A 16,870-nucleotide genomic window follows, 5' to 3' on the forward strand; every position below is an offset into this window, starting at 1 on the left:
CACGCGTTCAAAACCGCTAAGCGTGGTCATCAGGGCAGTGGCGGTTGCCTTGTCAAAAATAAATTTACTGACCCCTGATTTTATTGTCCAGCCCGCTTCTTCCGCTGGTTCACCCGTCTGTGGCGCTTCGGTTACCTTGTACGCTTTTACAACAAGGTTATTCCATTCGCTTTCAAAATCCCTGTCAATATTGCCTTTACTGACCGTACTTTTATAAATACTGATCCTGCACCACGACTTTTTTGCTGGTCAACACTAACATAGCTCACCACGTTCTCCCTGGTTTCCTTTGCCCAGTTTACGGGCACTGTATAGGTGATCAGGTCAAAGGTGGCTTGCTGTGCCAATACGGAAGCTGATGGTAATAGCAGGACGAGGAGTGGAAAAATTGTTTTCATATCCTTATAGCGGTGGAATGCCTTTTTTACGTTCAGATCAGTTATTTTCCCAGCATGCTTTTCAGTTTTGTAAGATCGACGGCTTTTTGTATCGCTGCATAGTTGTCTGCAAATACCGCATCGCCTTTGGCTATTTTATAAACCACAGTAAAGAACTGGGGCGTAGACTTAGGCAATTTTTTGCGATAGTAATCAAGATTGGGCTTTACTGCCAGGAAAGAGCCACGCGTTCCCTCCTCCACAAATTTTTCAAACCTTTCCTCTTCATTCCACATACTAATGGCCGGGAGCGCTAATTCGGCTTCCGGCTTTTTAAATATTCGTTCACGTTGTGGAGGTATTGGTTGGTGTATTCTTTTTCACTGGGCACTTCCGCTATTGATTTCTCCAATCTTTGCTTCTGTATCAGTAAATATTCTTTACGGCTTACATAATAAAAGGGAAGCGTGTCATGGTACGTGATCAGCCAGCGATATTCCTTAATTTCGCCGGGCGTGCCATAATCACCCACCACCTCTTCACCCATATACCATACCCCATCTTTTTGCACGGGCCTTTGCTTTAATTTTAAATAACTTCTCACTTCATCCGGGGCAACAGTGGCGGCATAGAGATTATTTAAGGAGTACACCACATTAGCTGTAATGGTTACCGTGGTTGGAGTAGAGTAATCAACATAATATTTTGTTTTATCAGTGCTACTCCCTTCACACAGGTACCGGAGAATATAGATGATATAATGATAGGGGTCTGCAACCCAGGTTTGTCCGGCAACGGAGTACTTGCCATATACAGTACTGTATCCGATTTGGCATCCCGTGGGGGCATAGTTAGTCGTAATCATTTTATGGATACCTGCTATGACCGCTTTTTCTTTTGCCAGGTCTGCCGCAGTTACATCATGAATAGATCCTTGCGGCCCCGCTTTCCAGGTACCCGGTTTCTGACGGAGCAATTCTTTACTGCAATCCTGCGTAAAGACAGTTAGGGTTATTAAGGAGAAAAAGGTTGTAAGAATGTATTTCATATGGGGTGGTTGAGTATTTTACCATTGTGATAAAGTGATGCCTTTAAGTATACCGGTCCCGCTAACCGATCCCCGGCCACTGATAAGGCTTGAACGGCTTTCTACGCCTATCTCTACCGAGGTGTCCAACTTACTGATGCCTTTATTTATTTGGTCTATGCCCTTATTGATCTTTTTGTCTGTGGGCGTTTTACCGGGCGATTTCGGCGCTTCAATGCCAGCTTCCAGTTTGGCTTTCGATACGATGCTTACATCCTGTACCCCGCTTTGATCAATCTCCAGTTCGATCCCCGAACCAATGGTAGCCTCAGCTTTTACAGGACCTGCGCTGCCACCCACACCCAGTTCAACACCTGCTTTTACTACGGCCCCCACTCGGTTTTTCCATCTTTATCCATGTCAATGGTAATATCCGCACCGGCCGATGCACTTGCTTTTACCGGGCTGCCCTCCGTTAAGCCTGTCCCTATCTTCGGGCTCAATACCAGGGTAGAGCGCAAATACTCATTCCCTGCCTCCACACGCGTGTATTTAATGATGCTGGCTTCAAAACGGTATGTCGTATGACTACAGTTTGTTTCCATCGTGAGAAGGCCAGGGAAACTCGTTTTGCTATTATACTGACAGGCGATGTCATCAAATTCTGCCAGCTTTGTTTTCACCAGGTCAGGTTCCTTATTAAAGGAACAGATCGATGCTTTGTCCATAAATCTTACCACCTGCCCCGATAGGATCGACAGCCACCCCATTTTAGCATGAATTTTTGTTACCTCAAAATCCTCGGGCCAGCTGGTATACTGCGCATAATACACCTGGTCATTTAGCATGCGGCGCATATTGTCTATCACAGCCTGCTGCGCCATTTGCAGTTGGGTGTTCGCCAGCGACAGGTATTCATTGCGCACTTTATTCACTGCCTCGCAATATTCACTGAGCGGATTTTCCCGCCCTTCACCAATCCGCGGCTGAAATTCTTTATCTACCAGTTTTTCTGCAGCAGCCCGCTTATCTTGCCATGCTTCATCTTTTTCATCACATCAGCAACCCGCTCCCTGGTTGACAGCAGCCTGTATTGAACACCATTGTCCTTATCCTCTATCAGGTATTGTAGCTTTCGGGCGCCTGCAGCCGCATACCAGGGAAAGGGAAGGAATATTTTTCCATTCCGCTGCGCTGCAAACATGGCTTCTGTTCTTTTATTACGGGCATCTTCGGCAATTTTTTCAAGTTGTGCCGCACGCTCATTCAGATCATTATTCTCCGCATTGCATCTTTCCCTGAAATCAGCCCATTCTTTTTCCCTCACCGCATTTTCCTGCACAGTGGTAGGGTAGTCGGGCCAGTTAAATTTTTCCAGCCCCAAAGGATCCTGTGGCATGGGAAAGGGGAAATCCATATCCTTGTCAGCCTGCTTTTTGCGCAGCTCCTGTAGTTTACTATCCTTATCGGCGCTATAGCCCCTTTTAATAGATTTGATCAACGCATCCGTTGCCCCCTTATTTTACCCCGGCTTTCTTCTATAACAGCTTTGGTGTAATTGGCCTGCGAATGATAGGCATAAAGGCGAATCGTGCTGTCGAGGTATTTTTCTGCTTTGCTTATTTCACCTAACCCAAACCAGGCCTGCCCTAGGTTATTAAGCAGCGTACTGTTGTGGGGGAATTTGGTGTTCAGGTTATTTAATATCGGTATGGCCAGCTGTTCAGCACCCATCATGCTCAGCATGGAGGCATAATTGTTCAGGTTGTCCGTAACAGGTGCCGCAGCGCAAATTTTCCCCATCAGGTAAAGCGCTATTTTTGCATTGCCCGTAGCCCACAGGCCGGCCGCTATATGGCCTGCTGCCGCAGTTTTAATACCCTTCGTTTCCAGGTAGGTCAACATATTGTCACCGGAGCTTACCACATCCGGTTCAAGCAGCGGTATTATTTTTTTATGAATGGAGGAAACATACGTTGCCAGGCGGGCATCAGTTACTCCTTGGGGTATCGCCGCAATCCTTGCTCCATCCCGGTTGGGAACAACCCTGTTTCCTGCTTCGTATGTTTTTTTTATTTGCGCATCAGTTATCCGGAAACCGTCTTTTAAGACCTTTCATGTCCGGCATTTTAATGCCCATGCTGTCCATCATCTTTTTATCTTCCGGGCTCATTCCATCCATGGCGCTCTGCATCTCCTTCATCATGTCTGCCAACTCTTTTTGGGTAGGAACAGCTTCCTTCGGTTTAGGCTTTGGTTTGGTTTGCGCCGTACCTGCCGCAGTAACGGCAATAAACAGTAAGAGGAGAACATACTTTTTCATGAGGTTCATGTTTGATATACCGGGTTCATAAAAGAGTGCATTTAACCAGGCCATCCGGTTCGGTTTCACTCTACTTCAAATTCCCAGGTCGATTGGATAGAGGCATTGTTGTTATGCTTATCAATTACCTGAACAGAACAAAGGTATTTGCCAGGCTTTATCGGATCGCCTACAGTAATTGTAGCCCGGAGAACAGAAGCATCACTTACCGAAAGCCCGTCGGGATAGGAAGCAGCAAACAGGTCAGATTTACTGAGTATGGTTTGTTGTTGGTCGTCAATTACCTGCATCGATAAATTGGGGAACGCTTTATCGTTTTTAAGCGTATAGTTTTTACACCTTCATACACAATGGAAAAATTCGAGTGGAGCGCCACCTTGTTGCCTGTAATTTTTTTGTCGTTGCCATCTATGATGTAAGCCTGCTCAACGGCGAGACCCGCAAACGCGGTAGAAAGTTCCGTATCATGGTCCATCATGGCGCTGCCGTTTTGCGTAGCAATAGACGTGCTGTTTTCAGCGACTACCGGCTTGGGGGTGGAAGGGCCCGCAGAGCCCGCGCCCCCGCAGCTTACCAGCACAGCCAAACCAATTACTTCAAGAGAAGTGGCCATTAACTTGTTCTTTTTCATTTGTAGATATTTAAGGGTGTTCATTCCGGAAGGATGACCGCAGGGGCTAATGGAAAGTAGGATTCAATGTTGAGCTTGTCCCGCCCCGGCGGGATGACGCTTCTCCAGGCTTAAGTAAACCTGCTCCTTCAGCTTTACAATGTGCAAAAACCATCCGGTAAAAGACTTTGTTGCGTTCCGGATCTTTTTCCGTATTTTGTCTTTTCTGCAATAAACAAATCCTGGTCCTCCGGCTTTTAAAATTCAATCTTGTTTATGGTTGCCATTGTTTTCATCGTCTTGAGTAATGATTAGATTTAATAAGCTAATGTAGTCAAGTGCCAATGAAATTAATACCCCTAAAAGCAGGATTTTCTAGTAAAACGGAAAAATCATGGAAAAAGGGGATAAAGATTGAATTTCTGGTAGACATGGTTTCTGGTAACGTATAAAGACTGTTTTAATAAATGATAAAATTCGCAGCATTTATATTTTCATTCCTCTTTTGCCTGCAGGCGCAGTCGCAAACGGCGGATGTAATTGATAGCCTGAAGCGCAATATTGATCATCACCCCACGCCGGATAGTTTCAGGGCAAAAGCAATTTATCAATACCTGAGGGCAACCCTCTATAACTCGTCCGGCCACGATCCCTATATCAGGGAAATGCTGGCTATAAGCAGAAAGATTAATTTCCCCTATGGTATTCGCAAAGGCTTTTCCATGTATGTTAAATACCATGGCGACAGAGGCGATTTTCAGCAATCATTTGCGTATGCTGATTCCCTGACCGGTTTTCTGAAAAACGATACCACCTATGCGGTTAAAAGAGAAATGGGTATTCTGTATTGGGATATGGCCAATAATTATAACCGCATTGGCGACTATTACAAATCCATCGAGTATTATTTACTGTCCATTGCACTTTTTGAGAAATTTAAGGATAAAAATTACCTGGCCTCACTCTATGGGAATTTGTCTAGCATTTATACCCATACAGGCGATTCAACGAAATCATTGAGTATATCCAAAAAGCATTGGTCCTGGCAGAAGAGTCGGCAAATGATGATCTGAAATGCCAGACCCTGATGAATTATGCCAATGAACTACTCAATAAAGGTCAACTTGCCCAAACACAGGATGTACTTAATAAAGCGGAGCCAATTGTGCTGAAACTGGAAAACACAGCCTATGCACAATATTATTTTTACATGAAAGGCGACCTGGACCTGCGGAAGAAAGATTTTGGGAGCGCCATTATATCTTTAAAGAAGTCACTCCAATTGGCAGAAGTAGATAATGATGCACACCAGGTATCAGGTGCAATGAGCCTCCTCTTCGATTGTTATAATGCAATTAATATGCTTCCTGAAGCCAGAATATACCTGGATTCAACCCTTTTACTGGCCGAAGAAGCTGGTTTAAAAATGAGAAGAAAGGAAGTATATGACGGTTTTGCTGTATGGTATGAAAAAAAGGGGATTACAGAAATTCAAACATTTATCTTAAAAAGGCCATAGCACTGAATGACAGTATTCTTTCCGAAGAAAATAATAAACGGATTGCTTCCCTTGAAATGCAGTATCAGATTGCAAGCAAGGAAAACGAAATTAAAAACCTGAAAACAGAAGGGGAATTACAGCAGCTTTCCATCCGGCAAAAAAAATACACTGAATTACGGTTTGATTGCTACTGCAATGATTATACTCGTCATCTCCTTACTTTCCTACCGGAACTACAGGCAAAAACAAAAACTCCAGCAGCAACGCATTACAGAGCTGGAAACAGAAAAACAACTGGCTGCTACCGAAGCCGTTCTGAAAGGGGAAGAACAGGAGCGTTCCAGGCTGGCAAAGGATCTTCATGACGGATTGGGTGGCATGCTTTCCGGAATAAAATATTCTTTTAATACCATTAAAGAAAATATGGTGATGACACCCGAGAATTACCTGGCCTTCGAGCGCAGCATGGGCATGCTCGACAGCTCCATACAGGAAATGCGCAGGGTGGCGCACAACATGATGCCCGAGTCACTGTTGAACTTTGGGCTGGATACAGCACTAAAAGATTTTTGTAATAGCATTAACAAAAGCCGTGCGTTGAAGGTCAGTTACCAGTCAATTGGAATTGCCGGCCTGCAAATAGAACAAACCGTGGCAGTGACCGTATATCGAATTGTGCAGGAATTGATAAATAATACATTGAAACACGCGAACGCCGGAACAGCCATCGTTCAGTTGGCCAACACAAACAACCGGCTAATGGTAACGGTGGAGGATGATGGTAAAGGATTTGATACCACGAATGTAAAAAGTTCAACAAGTATGGGATGGAGAAATATTCAACATCGGATTGATTTTTGAAAGGCAAACTGGATGTAGATTCACAGCCCGGTAAAGGGACCTCTGTTCATATTGAATTGGAAAACTGATGGCAATAAAAATATTTATTACAGACGATCACTACATGATTGTGGAAGGGATCCGCTCCCTGCTGCAACAGGAAAAAGGTTTGGAATGGATGGGGCATGCGATGAGCGCAGCCGCTTGTCTTTCATCGCTGCAGGAGCAACAACCCGATATACTCCTGTTGGATATCAATCTCCCCGATAAGAGTGGTATCGATTTATGTAAGGAACTAAAAACAAAATATCCTGCCATGCATATTTTGGGGCTAAGCTCTTTTAACCAGCAAAGCTTTATTCAAAAGATGATGGAAAACGGAGCAAGCGGATATGTATTAAAAAATGCCACACGGGAAGAGTTGATCGAGGCCATTGAAGTGGTGATGCAGGGCCATACATTTCTAAGCCTGGAGGCTGCAGAAACGATAAGTAGTAATGAAGAGGTAAAAATACCAGTGATTACCCGAAGGGAGATGGAGATATTGGCACTCATTGCCGATGGATTGACCAATAATGAAATTGCCAAACAACTGTTCATCAGCATCACAACAGTTGATTCGCATAGAAAAACCTGCTGGCTAAATTTGAAGCAAAGAATACCGCTACTTTAATCAAAATGGCTGCCAGGTTTTCCTTCATATAATCGTTTTATTTGGAGCGCTTGCGCTCAAGGTCTCCTTCCGGCCCTTTTCTCATTCCCTGCAAACTATCAGCTATCGAAGCTAAGGATTGCCGATTTCCGACTGTCGATTGCCGATAATCTGTTTCTCCTATCTGCGAAATCCGTCACAATCTGCGTAATCTGCGATTCGATTGCCGATTTCCGACTGATTGCCGATAATCCGTTTCTCCAATCTGCGAAATCCGCCACAATCTGCGTAATCTGCGATTCGATTGCCGATTACGTTTTTGAGGTTTGATTCTCTAACTTTGCCCCATGGCCGTCAAAACAAGATCTGCACATCCATCTTATGGGCTCGACCCCGCATCGAGAGGGTTTAAGGTCCATGAATTTAAACACAGTGCCAGCCACCCGTCTTCGCTGAACAGGCGCGATTTTTACAAGATCGTATTGGTCACCGGCGATATGACGATCAATTACGGTGATCAACTATTCCGCATTAAGGACACCTTCCTGTTTTTGGCCAATCCAACAGTTTCTTATTCAGTGGTCGACCATTCTCCCGGTAGAAGGGGCTACGTATGCCTGTTTACCAAAACTTTTATGGCTGCCAGGGACCGCGCCGGTATTCTACAGCAATCACCCCTCTTTCGCGCTGGTGAAATACCCATCTTTCGCCTGAATACAGAGCAGGTGACATTCCTGACCGGCATCTTCCAAAAAATGATGGACGTGAACAATGGCGATTACCAGCATAAAGACGATCTGCTGGGAAGCTGTATCACACTTATTCTTCACGAAGTACTGAGGATTAAGCCTGCCAATAACAACCTCGAACCAAAGGACGGAGCTACCCGCATTACCCGTTTGTTCATGGAATTACTGGAAAGACAGTTTCCAGTGGATAGCACCGGCGAACCCCTTCGGCTTAGAACCGCCCACGACTTTGCCGGCGCACTCGCTGTTCATGTCAATTACCTGACCCGTTCCCTGAAAGAGGTAACCGGTAAGCCTGCCTCCGCACACATCGCAGAACGGGTTGTTGCCGAAGCCAAAGCCTTACTGATACATACCAATTGGAGCATTGCAGACATTGCCTATAGCCTCGGGTTTGAATATCCCACCTACTTTAATACCTATTTTAAGCGCATCGCGGCCGTTACCCCCAATCCTTCAGAAAGAAAAAGGTTTGAAAATTGAACATATTGGTTTGATTCCCATTAACGGCAGCCTTTCTGTTTGACTCAATTTTGTAGGAACAAAACGCAGGAGTACATAGCCACCACAGGCGACTGAACTCCCCGAATGGTTCACTACAAAATAAAACAAATGAAAAAGCATTAATTACCGGAGCCAACAAAAGCATAGGATTTGAAACCGCCCGTCAACTCCTGCAAAGGGATATTATGTATACTTAGGTAGCCGCAACCTGGAGAACGGGGAGAGAGCTGTAGAAAAACTAAAAGCCGAAGGACTTTCCGCCGTCGAAGCCGTACAACTGGAGGTGACCGATGAAACCTCGGTAGCCGCCGCCCGGTCCGTGATAGGAGCTAAAACTCAGGTCCTCGATGTGCTCATCAACAACGCTGGCATCAGCGGAAGCATCCCCCCAAACCGCCACAGCAACAGACATGACTATTTTCAGGCAGGTGTTTGATACCAACCTTTTCGGTGTCATAAGAGTTACCCAGGCATTTATTGATTTATTAAAGGCCTCCTCCCAGCCCCGCATCGTCAATGTGAGTTCCGCCATGGGCTCCCTCACACTCCACAGCGATCCCTCATGGCAGTATTATGATTATAAATTCGCCGCTTACTTGCCATCAAAAACCGCACTGAATATGTACACCGTTGCACTCGCACACGAACTGCGTGAAACCCCGTTTAAGGTCAACATGGTGGATCCCGGATACATTGCCACCGATTTCAATCACCACCGGGGCACTGGAAAAGTGGCCGATGCCGGAGAAAGACTGGTGAAGTACGCTACGATTGGTGAAGAGGGGCCTACCGGCCGGTTCATCAGCGAAGAAAACGATCCTGTAGCAGGAGAGATCCCATGGTAGCAAAGACAACGCAAGCCAGCAGGTTGCCAATAATAAGTAATCAAAGTTGCGCAGGGGGCAGGTTATTGCTATGCCCTTTAGGGCGGGGACAGAGCTCGGGCCTGGCTTGATTTTTGGTTCTTTTGCATCAAGGCAAAAGAACAGAAAAGCCGCTCCGCCTGGCAAGGCACTTACCTGGCGCAGGTATGTAGTCCAGCTCCGTGTGCTGGCGTACCTGTTGTGCCTCCAAAGCAAACGTGTATTCATTGCCGATTGCCGATTTACCTCTCCCCCAATACTATCCCCAGTATTAATACGTTTAACAATTAGGTGTTTTCACCGTAGCACAAGGTAGCGGGGCGGCGTAGCTTCATGCTTGCGAATCAATCCGTTGCTCCGGAATCAGTCCTGACCTGGGAAACTGTTGAAGCCACCCTTGGAATAGATTAAAACCCCTCCTATATGTTCAACAATGCGGCCCTGGACGTAGTGATCGGATTGGTATTTGTTTACCTCCTCTACAGTTTACTGGGTACCCTCCTGCAAGAGATCGTAGCTACCAATATTGGTCTTCGGGGCATCATCCTCAAAATGGCCATCCGCCGTATGCTCGATGATGGTGCGGCCAAATCAAAAAGTCAATGCGCCCGTTTTAGCCAGGCCTATTATGATCATCCCCTCATTAAATACCTCCGCGCCGACGCCTGGGCCATCAAAAAAGATCCCGCTTATTTTACACAGGAAACCTTCTCCAAAGTAGTGATCGACCTCCTGAGGGGAAAGGATGTCAAGCCGGGCGATCCCATCAGGCCCCTCATCGATACCAGCCTCACTGATAAAAAACTGGCCTGGAACAGCAATGTGCAGATAGAAGAAGAAACCCACCTCTACCTCCAAACTTTATGGGTCGATAGCCAGGGCGATGTACAAAAATTCAAAGGCTTCCTCGAACAATGGTTCAATGAAATGATGGACCGTACCACCGGTTGGTACAAAAAATACACCCAGCTCATTCTCCTCATACTGGGGTTGGGCATTGCCATCGGGTTCAATGTCGATACCCTTAAAATTGCCGACAAGCTCAAGAACGATCCCCAATTGCGCCAGCAGGTAATTGCCCAGGCCACCGAATTCACCAAAGCACATCCCAACCTCGATAAAGAACTGGCCGAGCGAAAACAAGCCATCGAAAACATGCTGAGTATGCCCCAGGCCGTGAAAGACAGCCTCAAAAAATGCCGATGCCGGCTACCTCCAGGCAAAAAAGCTAAGCGATAGTTTATACAGCCAGGCCGCCGACCTGGTAAAGGGCGATATCAAACAATTGAACGATATACTGGGCCTGGGATGGGATGGCGGTTTCCTGGGCAAGAATTTCGATGGCTACAGCTTCCCCGGCTGGATACTCACCGCCCTGGCCATTTCCTTTGGCGCCCCCTTCTGGTTCGACCTGCTCAACAAGCTCATCAAACTGAGAGGTTCCACGCCACCCGCCGATAAGAGCAACGCAGGCAAAGAAACAACTCCTGTTAAAAAAATAGAGAGAGTGGGATAGGCCATGAAAGTAACCGTAAAAGACAGGTACCTCAACGTAAGGGTAGGTCACCCCAGCGTAAATGCCGACTGCTTCCAGTACATAGCCCCCGGCAGCGAGATCGACGTAGATGGCCAGTTGTACAAGGGCGATGTATTGGAAGGCATTGACACCTGGCTAAAAGATGGCGCTGGCAATTATTACTGGAGTGGCGGCGTAAGCCATGATCAGGTCACCTTCTCCTGGTTCAATCGCCTCAGTATCCGCCGTGTATGGGACAAATACCATGAACGTGGCGACCAGGCCAAAGTAGCCATACTCGATACCGGCTTTCTATCCACCAATACCGAAATAGCAGGAAAGATCGCCGCCACCAATATCATCATCGACAAAACCAAATATCCCAACCTGCCGGCATTTGTAATGAACGACCAAAGCACCGATGCCCATGGTTCACGCACCACCTCCCTGGTAGGCGCCCTCAACAACAGAAATTGGATCGTAGGCATTGCTCCCGCCTGCCAGTTGATCGCTGGAAAAATAAGCGTCAACAAAGAAATGCGCGATTTCAATTACATCATCAAGGGCATCAAATGGGCCATTGAACAAGGAGCAGATATTATTTCCATCAGCTATTCCATTGGCGACCTGACCGACCAGGAGGTGAAAGATTTTAATGCCCAGGTGAAGCAATTAGTAGCCAATAAGAACGTACTCATTTTTGCAGCTTCGGGCAATGCCGGCGCCGATCCGATCCACGCAGAGCGATACCCTGCCTCTTTTGATGATTGCGTTTCCGTAGGGGCCACCAATGCTGCCGGCAACATCAGTTCCATCACCATCATAAGCGATAAGACCATCATCCATGCCCCCGGCGTTGACATAGAAGCTTACGATACCCAAAACATGCCAAGCCCGGCTTCGGGTACCAGCTTTGCCACACCCATCGTAGCCGCCATAGCAGCCCTGGCCGTTTCCTACCTCAAAAAAAAAAGAACCACTCCAACAATTGGGATAAAAAGAATTGCTGAAAGCGATTTACAATACGGGCGACATGATTGGTGGCTCCGATACAAAAAGGCTCATCAACCCCTTTAATCTTTTGAACAATTATAATAAACCGTTATGAAAAGGACCCTGTTCATGTTTTTGATGTGTATGCTTTCCCTGGCTGTAGTGGCGCAGGAAGGGCTCTATTACAAAGCCGTTGCCCTGAAGAAAAATTACAGCACCGTTACCGGTGATACCATCGTGATGATCGATGATGCCATCGCCAATGACCTCAAAGACATCATTCCCGGCGGCGCAGCCGCAGTAAAAGCCGCCCTCAGTGCCAATGAATTTGTGAACACCAGGATGAAATTCGATGTACAGGGCGGTTCAAGCCTCAATGTATCCGGCTTTTTAGCCAATAAAGTGGGGGCTGGATGTAACCAATATAGTCAATGGCATTGCCGACCTCATGATCGAGCGGGCCAAACAGGAATTGACCGTGGCCTTTTTCAACCGCTTCAAAGCATTTGCCAGCGATCCCGATCATCCTGAATTTGCCATCTTATTTCCCAAAACCACCGACAACCTGAGCAACCTGCTGGCCTATAACTATCCCCAAATGTTGCCTAAACTCCGGGAAGGTTTTTCGACGACCTCAAACAACTTACCTACCACCTCGAAAACCTGCTGACTTCCGATAAGTACAAGACCCTCCTGGCCAATTTTCCGGAGATCAGAGTAGCCATACGCAGCATACAGATATTCCGGAGGCTCATTAACGACGAGGCCAATGCGGCCGATGTGATCCGCGATTTTAGTACCATAGCCGATTGGAGCGATACCACCGGCAGTAGGAACTTTAAGAATATCGGCAGTATGCTCCGGCTATCCGCCATTATTTCCGAAAGCATGCGTGGCAATAAAGCCGAAGATTCAACCAGCATTTGGGTACCCGTTAAAAGATCCAGGCATTGGTAACCGATGAGGTCACCCTAAGGTTATACATGGCATTGCTCTATGAGCAGATCAAACGTGATGGGGGAACCGGCGTTAAATTTATCAACGCCAATGGCCAACCTGAGGACATAGCCACCATATTCCTGAAACAAAAGACAATATCTTCTTTTTCAAAGCAAATTGTCCGGGTTCATCGGCCTGGCTACCAAAGTAAATACCGCTGTCAAAGACCTTCGGTCTGGGCGTAAGCTGGAGAATGAAGACTATTACAATTATATCAACCTGTCATTGGATGCCATTGACTATGCATTTAGTCTGGTGAAAATATTTGATACCCGCTTCTCTACCGGCGAGTACCTTACCCTTGCCCGAAAATCCAACAGCTTGTACAAAGACATTTATACCCAACAGTATACCCAGGCCGTAGATGATGGTTTATCCATCCTGACACAGGTACACAACCTCGTGAAAGGCTCCACCAGGACCATTGCCGATAAAAATGACCTGTTGGACAAACTGTCCACCTTTGTAGAAAAGGTAAAACCCTATGCTATTTTCATGGCCAATATGGCCCAGGCCAAAACCCCGATGAAGTAAAAGCAGCCTTGTCCAATGTCATCCTGCCTGTGGGCAGCTCTACCATCAAGAAGAACACCCATTCCAATTTCACTTTGCAAACCTATCTCGGTGCTTACCTGTCTACCTCCAACGGCAAAACCGCTTCCATGGGCGCCTGGTCCGATAAATTTGGCGTTACGGCCACCATCGGCGTGGCCTGGACACCCGGCTTTTTAAGCTGGCAGGAAAAAGGTTGCCTTAGTTTATATGGAACCGTGTTTGACATCGGCGCTATTGTCGATTACAAGCTGCGCAAAGATTCCGTACCAGGTGCTACAGGTACTGCCAGTACCACCGTCACCAAGGATTACTCCGTCAAGCTGGGACAAATATTTTCACCCGGCCTCTACCTGGTATACGGCTTTCCCGGCAACCTCCCTTTATCGCTGGGTTATGGATTCCAGTATGGTCCCGGCTTAGCGAAGATTGATGGAGGAAACAATACTACCGTGCGCAATCCTGTCGTTCGCTGGTGTTTCTTCCTGGCCGTAGACCTGCCCTTCTTCAATATATCCAACAGGAACAGGACCAGGGAACAATAAAAGAGCTCAAAGAATAGTAGGATAAAATAAGCAAGGGCTGCCCACAGGTTTGGGCAGCCCTGCTAATTATATGGCTTTATCGGGAATGATGGTTATAAGCAAAAGCAAACGCTTTGGCAAAATCGGCAAAACCCCGGTTGCCCACTACTTCATACCTGTTTAGTTGGTAATCGTTTTCCGGCAGGCCTTCCCGCATTGCAATAACCCGTACTTTATGCCATAGCCAATTGGGCCATCGCCTAAGGCAAAAGAACAAGATTCTCTTGAAGCCTGAAAAACAACTAAATAAGATGAAGACGGCCATTGATTGCCGGTAACCAATAATTATTTCAACAAGGCAGTCGCTTTGTCCATGATCACCGAACTGATCATGCCTTTGAAAAAGACAGCGCAAAGGGCAGGTCGGCATTGATCTTTACACGCGAAGGTTGTACCTCTATATTCCCAGCCAGGTCAAACCCCTTGGCCGAAAAACTGAACTGCCCATTATCACCTTCCCATTTTTCTGCTACATTGGAAATGATCTGCTTTTGCTCCTCTTTTAAGTTGGTAAGCAGCCCTTTAATTCTTTCCAGCGCCTCTTCTTTGGGAAGTTCGTGTGGTATATCGAGATTCAGCGTTGACATCGTTTATAGTTTTGTATGCACGGATTAATAACCTGAAAAGGCAAATATAAAGACTGTTTCCGAGGCGTACACAAAAACCCCTTTCAGCGCAATAGAAAACCACAACAGTTCCAACCAGGAATAACCCCTCATTGCATCAAAAAATGTAATTTAATGTTGGATTTATACCTGTCCCGTCCATCATTTCTTTATAAGCCAATACCAACCATGTTATTTAAAACACTTTTGCTGGTCGTCCTTTTCTTCATAGCCAGTCTTGTGAGTAGGGCAGGTGGCACGCCTGTGCGCTACCTGGGCATAGAGCAGGGCCTTTCCAACAATGCCGTAGTAGTCCTTTACCAGGATCACCAGGGCTTTATGTGGATTGGCACCTACGATGGATTGAACCGCTATGATGGCTATAACTTCAGGATCTTCCGGAATATCATAGGCGACAGCACTTCCCTTTCTACCAACAACGTATACAATATTGAAGGCGATGCCCAGCACAATATTTGGATTGGCGGACAAAATGGGCTCAATATCTATAACCCATTGACCGGGAAATTCACCACCGGTTGGTACATCGACAAAGCCAAACGCAGGCCCATTAAAATACAACAGGAAATAACTTCCATCAGGAGTATCAACAATACTTCCGTATTAGCTTGCTCCTATTTCAGCGGTTTACTCCTTTTTGAGAACAGCAATAGAACCGCCAGCCAGGTGCCCCTGGTTACAGCAGCAGGAACAATATACAATTACCAGGCCCGCAAGATCGAATACGACCAACCCCACAATAATATATGGGTGTTTGTACAAGGCCATGGTTTGTGTAAGTACGATACCCTGAAAAACAACTTCACCCCGTTGATGCCAATGTCAAACAGGCTTTTTGCCTCTTGGCCAATAAACAAGGCGATCTCTGGATTGGCAATGCCGATGGCCTCTTCCTCTTCAATGCCGTTACACATACCCTTTCCAATAATCGGATGCCGGAAAACAGCAATGTGGTCAACCTCTACCTCGATTCAAAGGACAAGCTATGGATTGGTTCCGATGGAGCAGGGCTTTACAGGTTGACTACCGGCGCCCCCGTTGCCATCCCTTATAAACTACCTAATGAGGTCTCCGTCATCAACAGCAATGTGGTATATGCTATCCGCGAAGACCGCGATGGACGCATGTGGATAGGCACCCTGCGTGGCGGCATTAACCTCATCGAGCCCAGGGCCCAGCCTTTCCGCCACATTACCTACAGCGCACCCGGCAGCAATTCCCTGGTAGATAATTTCATCCTGTCCTTTTGCGAGGACGATCAACACAATGTATACATAGGCACCGATGGCGCTGGCCTGCGTTACTGGAACCGCCAAAAAGTACCTATACCACCTTTCGCCACGAGCCGCGTAACCCCGCTTCCATCAGCAGCAATTTTATCACCGGCATCATCAAAGACACCCGACAGGACATTTGGGTATCCACCTGGTTTGGAGCCATCAACCGCCTGAAAAAGGTAGCCACAGCTTTGAACACTTTACCCTCTTTAATCCACACACCAATACCAAAGAGACCAATGCCTGGTTCGTGTACGAAGATGCCCAAAAAATATATGGGCAGGCGCTACCAACGATGGCAGCCTGTACCGCTTCAATCCCACCACCAATACCTTTGAGCTTTTGATCCGGCCATCGTCAACCTCCAATCCATTGCTGAAGACAGGGAGGGCAATTTATGGGGTGGCAATTATACCGCTGTCATCAGGATCGACCGCGTACACAAACAACACCGCGTTTACAATATTGGTCTTCCCGTACGCAGCATTCATGAAAATAAGAATGGCCAATTATGGTTGGGTACACAAGGCGCGGGTTTACTCCTTTTGGATAAAAATACCGGCCAATATAAACAATTTACCACTTCCGAAGGACTACCCAGCAATACCATTCTCCGCATGCTGGAAGATGCGAAAGGTAATTACTGGCTCAGTACCTACAATGGCCTGGCCCGGTTTAATCCCGCTACCAACACCTGTACCAATTTCACCCAAACCGATGGCTTGCAAAGCAACCAGTTCAGCTTTAATGCTGCCCTGGCCTTATCGGGCGGCCAGTTCCTCTTTGGTGGTATCAGGGGTTTTAATAGCTTCCACCCCGATAGTATAACCGAACAGCAGCCCACCCCCTTGTATTCCTGGATGGAGTAAGGGTCAAT

The 16,870-nt window shown here is 46.7% G+C and carries 29 protein-coding genes; 18 read left to right on the top strand and 11 right to left on the bottom strand.

From position 1 onward, the window contains the following. Positions 1-146 precede the first annotated feature (146 nt). From RS881_RS12670 to RS881_RS12715, 10 genes are all read right to left on the bottom strand, one after another. Positions 147-398, bottom strand: coding sequence for a hypothetical protein (locus tag RS881_RS12670; RefSeq protein ID WP_315821408.1), 252 nt, complete (start codon positions 396-398; stop codon positions 147-149). A gap of 41 nt (positions 399-439) precedes the next feature. After that, positions 440-673 (bottom strand): hypothetical protein, encoded by a 234-nt coding sequence (locus RS881_RS12675; RefSeq protein ID WP_315821409.1) that lies wholly within the window; start codon positions 671-673, stop codon positions 440-442. Positions 674-690: 17 nt separating this feature from the next. Continuing rightward, positions 691-1,425 (bottom strand): hypothetical protein, encoded by a 735-nt coding sequence (locus RS881_RS12680; protein ID WP_315821410.1) that lies wholly within the window; start codon positions 1,423-1,425, stop codon positions 691-693. 18 nt (positions 1,426-1,443) lie between these two features. Then, positions 1,444-1,800: a hypothetical protein gene (locus RS881_RS12685; protein WP_315821411.1), complete on the bottom strand. Its 357-nt coding sequence runs from the start codon at positions 1,798-1,800 to the stop codon at positions 1,444-1,446. After that, complete coding sequence (locus RS881_RS12690; RefSeq protein WP_315821412.1) at positions 1,788-2,339, bottom strand: hypothetical protein; 552 nt, start codon at positions 2,337-2,339, stop codon at positions 1,788-1,790. Before RS881_RS12690 ends, RS881_RS12685 begins: the two co-directional genes overlap by 13 nt. 65 nt (positions 2,340-2,404) lie before the next feature. Further along, a complete protein-coding gene (locus RS881_RS12695; protein WP_315821413.1) occupies positions 2,405-2,905 on the bottom strand; it encodes a hypothetical protein in 501 nt (166 codons plus the stop codon). Continuing rightward, positions 2,902-3,330, bottom strand: coding sequence for a hypothetical protein (locus RS881_RS12700; RefSeq protein ID WP_315821414.1), 429 nt, complete (start codon positions 3,328-3,330; stop codon positions 2,902-2,904). Before RS881_RS12700 ends, RS881_RS12695 begins: the two co-directional genes overlap by 4 nt. A gap of 157 nt (positions 3,331-3,487) precedes the next feature. Further along, positions 3,488-3,727, bottom strand: a complete 240-nt coding sequence (locus RS881_RS12705) for a hypothetical protein (RefSeq protein ID WP_315821415.1) — start codon at positions 3,725-3,727, stop codon at positions 3,488-3,490. A 65-nt stretch (positions 3,728-3,792) separates the two neighbouring features. Next, on the bottom strand, positions 3,793-4,017 hold the full coding sequence (locus tag RS881_RS12710) for a hypothetical protein (protein WP_315821416.1): 225 nt from the start codon (positions 4,015-4,017) through the stop codon (positions 3,793-3,795). Continuing rightward, positions 4,008-4,358 (bottom strand): hypothetical protein, encoded by a 351-nt coding sequence (locus RS881_RS12715; RefSeq protein ID WP_315821417.1) that lies wholly within the window; start codon positions 4,356-4,358, stop codon positions 4,008-4,010. The genes RS881_RS12710 and RS881_RS12715 overlap by 10 nt, the downstream gene beginning before the upstream one ends. Before the next feature lie 446 nt (positions 4,359-4,804). Here RS881_RS12715 and RS881_RS12720 point away from each other — a divergent pair, with 446 nt between their 5' ends. The 15 genes from RS881_RS12720 (at position 4,805) to RS881_RS12790 (ending at position 14,051) form a co-directional block, all read left to right on the top strand. Further along, positions 4,805-5,410 carry a tetratricopeptide repeat protein gene (locus RS881_RS12720; protein WP_315821418.1) on the top strand — a complete coding sequence of 202 codons (606 nt, stop codon included), beginning with the start codon at positions 4,805-4,807 and terminating at the stop codon, positions 5,408-5,410. A gap of 14 nt (positions 5,411-5,424) precedes the next feature. Further along, entirely contained in the window at positions 5,425-5,856 is a 432-nt protein-coding gene (locus RS881_RS12725) for a hypothetical protein (RefSeq protein ID WP_315821419.1), read from the top strand. A 162-nt stretch (positions 5,857-6,018) separates the two neighbouring features. Then, positions 6,019-6,699: a sensor histidine kinase gene (locus tag RS881_RS12730; RefSeq protein ID WP_315821420.1), complete on the top strand. Its 681-nt coding sequence runs from the start codon at positions 6,019-6,021 to the stop codon at positions 6,697-6,699. Between the two features lie 67 nt (positions 6,700-6,766). Next, the gene (locus RS881_RS12735; RefSeq protein ID WP_315821421.1) at positions 6,767-7,351 is read left to right on the top strand and encodes a response regulator; all 585 of its coding nucleotides are present in this window, start codon (positions 6,767-6,769) and stop codon (positions 7,349-7,351) included. Positions 7,352-7,677: 326 nt separating this feature from the next. Then, on the top strand, positions 7,678-8,562 hold the full coding sequence (locus RS881_RS12740; protein WP_315821422.1) for a helix-turn-helix domain-containing protein: 885 nt from the start codon (positions 7,678-7,680) through the stop codon (positions 8,560-8,562). 229 nt (positions 8,563-8,791) lie between these two features. Next, entirely contained in the window at positions 8,792-9,019 is a 228-nt protein-coding gene (locus tag RS881_RS12745) for an SDR family NAD(P)-dependent oxidoreductase (protein ID WP_315824457.1), read from the top strand. Next, positions 8,994-9,428 (top strand): SDR family NAD(P)-dependent oxidoreductase, encoded by a 435-nt coding sequence (locus RS881_RS12750; protein ID WP_315821423.1) that lies wholly within the window; start codon positions 8,994-8,996, stop codon positions 9,426-9,428. The genes RS881_RS12745 and RS881_RS12750 overlap by 26 nt, the downstream gene beginning before the upstream one ends. Positions 9,429-9,869: 441 nt before the next feature. Continuing rightward, a complete protein-coding gene (locus RS881_RS12755) occupies positions 9,870-10,685 on the top strand; it encodes a hypothetical protein (protein ID WP_315821424.1) in 816 nt (271 codons plus the stop codon). Between the two features lie 46 nt (positions 10,686-10,731). Further along, positions 10,732-10,962, top strand: a complete 231-nt coding sequence (locus tag RS881_RS12760) for a hypothetical protein (RefSeq protein ID WP_315821425.1) — start codon at positions 10,732-10,734, stop codon at positions 10,960-10,962. A gap of 3 nt (positions 10,963-10,965) precedes the next feature. Further along, the gene (locus RS881_RS12765; RefSeq protein ID WP_315821426.1) at positions 10,966-12,039 is read left to right on the top strand and encodes a S8 family peptidase; all 1,074 of its coding nucleotides are present in this window, start codon (positions 10,966-10,968) and stop codon (positions 12,037-12,039) included. 27 nt (positions 12,040-12,066) lie between these two features. Beyond that, positions 12,067-12,486, top strand: a complete 420-nt coding sequence (locus tag RS881_RS12770) for a hypothetical protein (RefSeq protein ID WP_315821427.1) — start codon at positions 12,067-12,069, stop codon at positions 12,484-12,486. Then, positions 12,434-12,625 carry a hypothetical protein gene (locus tag RS881_RS12775; RefSeq protein WP_315821428.1) on the top strand — a complete coding sequence of 64 codons (192 nt, stop codon included), beginning with the start codon at positions 12,434-12,436 and terminating at the stop codon, positions 12,623-12,625. The genes RS881_RS12770 and RS881_RS12775 overlap by 53 nt, the downstream gene beginning before the upstream one ends. A gap of 110 nt (positions 12,626-12,735) precedes the next feature. Beyond that, positions 12,736-12,912, top strand: a complete 177-nt coding sequence (locus RS881_RS12780; RefSeq protein WP_315821429.1) for a hypothetical protein — start codon at positions 12,736-12,738, stop codon at positions 12,910-12,912. Positions 12,913-13,071: 159 nt separating this feature from the next. Then, complete coding sequence (locus RS881_RS12785) at positions 13,072-13,488, top strand: hypothetical protein (RefSeq protein WP_315821430.1); 417 nt, start codon at positions 13,072-13,074, stop codon at positions 13,486-13,488. Between the two features lie 8 nt (positions 13,489-13,496). Further along, positions 13,497-14,051: a hypothetical protein gene (locus RS881_RS12790; RefSeq protein ID WP_315821431.1), complete on the top strand. Its 555-nt coding sequence runs from the start codon at positions 13,497-13,499 to the stop codon at positions 14,049-14,051. A gap of 368 nt (positions 14,052-14,419) precedes the next feature. Here the strand turns inward: RS881_RS12790 and RS881_RS12795 are convergent, their stop codons facing one another. Then, a complete protein-coding gene (locus RS881_RS12795; RefSeq protein WP_315821432.1) occupies positions 14,420-14,677 on the bottom strand; it encodes a polyhydroxyalkanoic acid system family protein in 258 nt (85 codons plus the stop codon). Between the two features lie 153 nt (positions 14,678-14,830). Between RS881_RS12795 and RS881_RS12800 the strand changes: the two genes are divergently transcribed. The 3 genes from RS881_RS12800 to RS881_RS12810 all read left to right on the top strand — a co-directional run bounded on the left by RS881_RS12800 (position 14,831) and on the right by RS881_RS12810 (position 16,862). Further along, on the top strand, positions 14,831-15,739 hold the full coding sequence (locus tag RS881_RS12800) for a ligand-binding sensor domain-containing protein (protein ID WP_315821433.1): 909 nt from the start codon (positions 14,831-14,833) through the stop codon (positions 15,737-15,739). Beyond that, the gene (locus RS881_RS12805) at positions 15,667-16,167 is read left to right on the top strand and encodes a ligand-binding sensor domain-containing protein (protein WP_315821434.1); all 501 of its coding nucleotides are present in this window, start codon (positions 15,667-15,669) and stop codon (positions 16,165-16,167) included. Before RS881_RS12800 ends, RS881_RS12805 begins: the two co-directional genes overlap by 73 nt. A 341-nt stretch (positions 16,168-16,508) precedes the next feature. After that, positions 16,509-16,862 carry a two-component regulator propeller domain-containing protein gene (locus tag RS881_RS12810; RefSeq protein WP_315821435.1) on the top strand — a complete coding sequence of 118 codons (354 nt, stop codon included), beginning with the start codon at positions 16,509-16,511 and terminating at the stop codon, positions 16,860-16,862. The last annotated feature ends 8 nt before the right edge of the window (positions 16,863-16,870 follow it).

The sequence above is a fragment of the Paraflavitalea speifideaquila genome (assembly GCF_032395985.1).
Taxonomy (GTDB): Bacteria; Bacteroidota; Bacteroidia; order Chitinophagales; family Chitinophagaceae; genus Paraflavitalea; species Paraflavitalea speifideaquila.

Excerpts from the sequence above, each read along its gene's own strand:
- RS881_RS12800 (WP_315821433.1), top strand. The coding sequence starts at position 14,831 with ATGTTGGATTTATACCTGTCCCGTCCATCATTTCTTTATAAGCCAATA.
- RS881_RS12715 (WP_315821417.1), bottom strand. The coding sequence starts at position 4,358 with ATGAAAAAGAACAAGTTAATGGCCACTTCTCTTGAAGTAATTGGTTTG.
- RS881_RS12680 (WP_315821410.1), bottom strand. The coding sequence starts at position 1,425 with ATGAAATACATTCTTACAACCTTTTTCTCCTTAATAACCCTAACTGTC.
- RS881_RS12710 (WP_315821416.1), bottom strand. The coding sequence starts at position 4,017 with ATGCAGGTAATTGACGACCAACAACAAACCATACTCAGTAAATCTGAC.
- RS881_RS12705 (WP_315821415.1), bottom strand. The coding sequence starts at position 3,727 with ATGAAAAAGTATGTTCTCCTCTTACTGTTTATTGCCGTTACTGCGGCA.
- RS881_RS12750 (WP_315821423.1), top strand. The coding sequence starts at position 8,994 with ATGACTATTTTCAGGCAGGTGTTTGATACCAACCTTTTCGGTGTCATA.
- RS881_RS12720 (WP_315821418.1), top strand. The coding sequence starts at position 4,805 with ATGATAAAATTCGCAGCATTTATATTTTCATTCCTCTTTTGCCTGCAG.
- RS881_RS12670 (WP_315821408.1), bottom strand. The coding sequence starts at position 398 with ATGAAAACAATTTTTCCACTCCTCGTCCTGCTATTACCATCAGCTTCC.
- RS881_RS12765 (WP_315821426.1), top strand. The coding sequence starts at position 10,966 with ATGAAAGTAACCGTAAAAGACAGGTACCTCAACGTAAGGGTAGGTCAC.
- RS881_RS12735 (WP_315821421.1), top strand. The coding sequence starts at position 6,767 with ATGGCAATAAAAATATTTATTACAGACGATCACTACATGATTGTGGAA.
- RS881_RS12770 (WP_315821427.1), top strand. The coding sequence starts at position 12,067 with ATGAAAAGGACCCTGTTCATGTTTTTGATGTGTATGCTTTCCCTGGCT.
- RS881_RS12755 (WP_315821424.1), top strand. The coding sequence starts at position 9,870 with ATGTTCAACAATGCGGCCCTGGACGTAGTGATCGGATTGGTATTTGTT.
- RS881_RS12725 (WP_315821419.1), top strand. The coding sequence starts at position 5,425 with ATGAATTATGCCAATGAACTACTCAATAAAGGTCAACTTGCCCAAACA.
- RS881_RS12795 (WP_315821432.1), bottom strand. The coding sequence starts at position 14,677 with ATGTCAACGCTGAATCTCGATATACCACACGAACTTCCCAAAGAAGAG.
- RS881_RS12675 (WP_315821409.1), bottom strand. The coding sequence starts at position 673 with ATGTGGAATGAAGAGGAAAGGTTTGAAAAATTTGTGGAGGAGGGAACG.
- RS881_RS12740 (WP_315821422.1), top strand. The coding sequence starts at position 7,678 with ATGGCCGTCAAAACAAGATCTGCACATCCATCTTATGGGCTCGACCCC.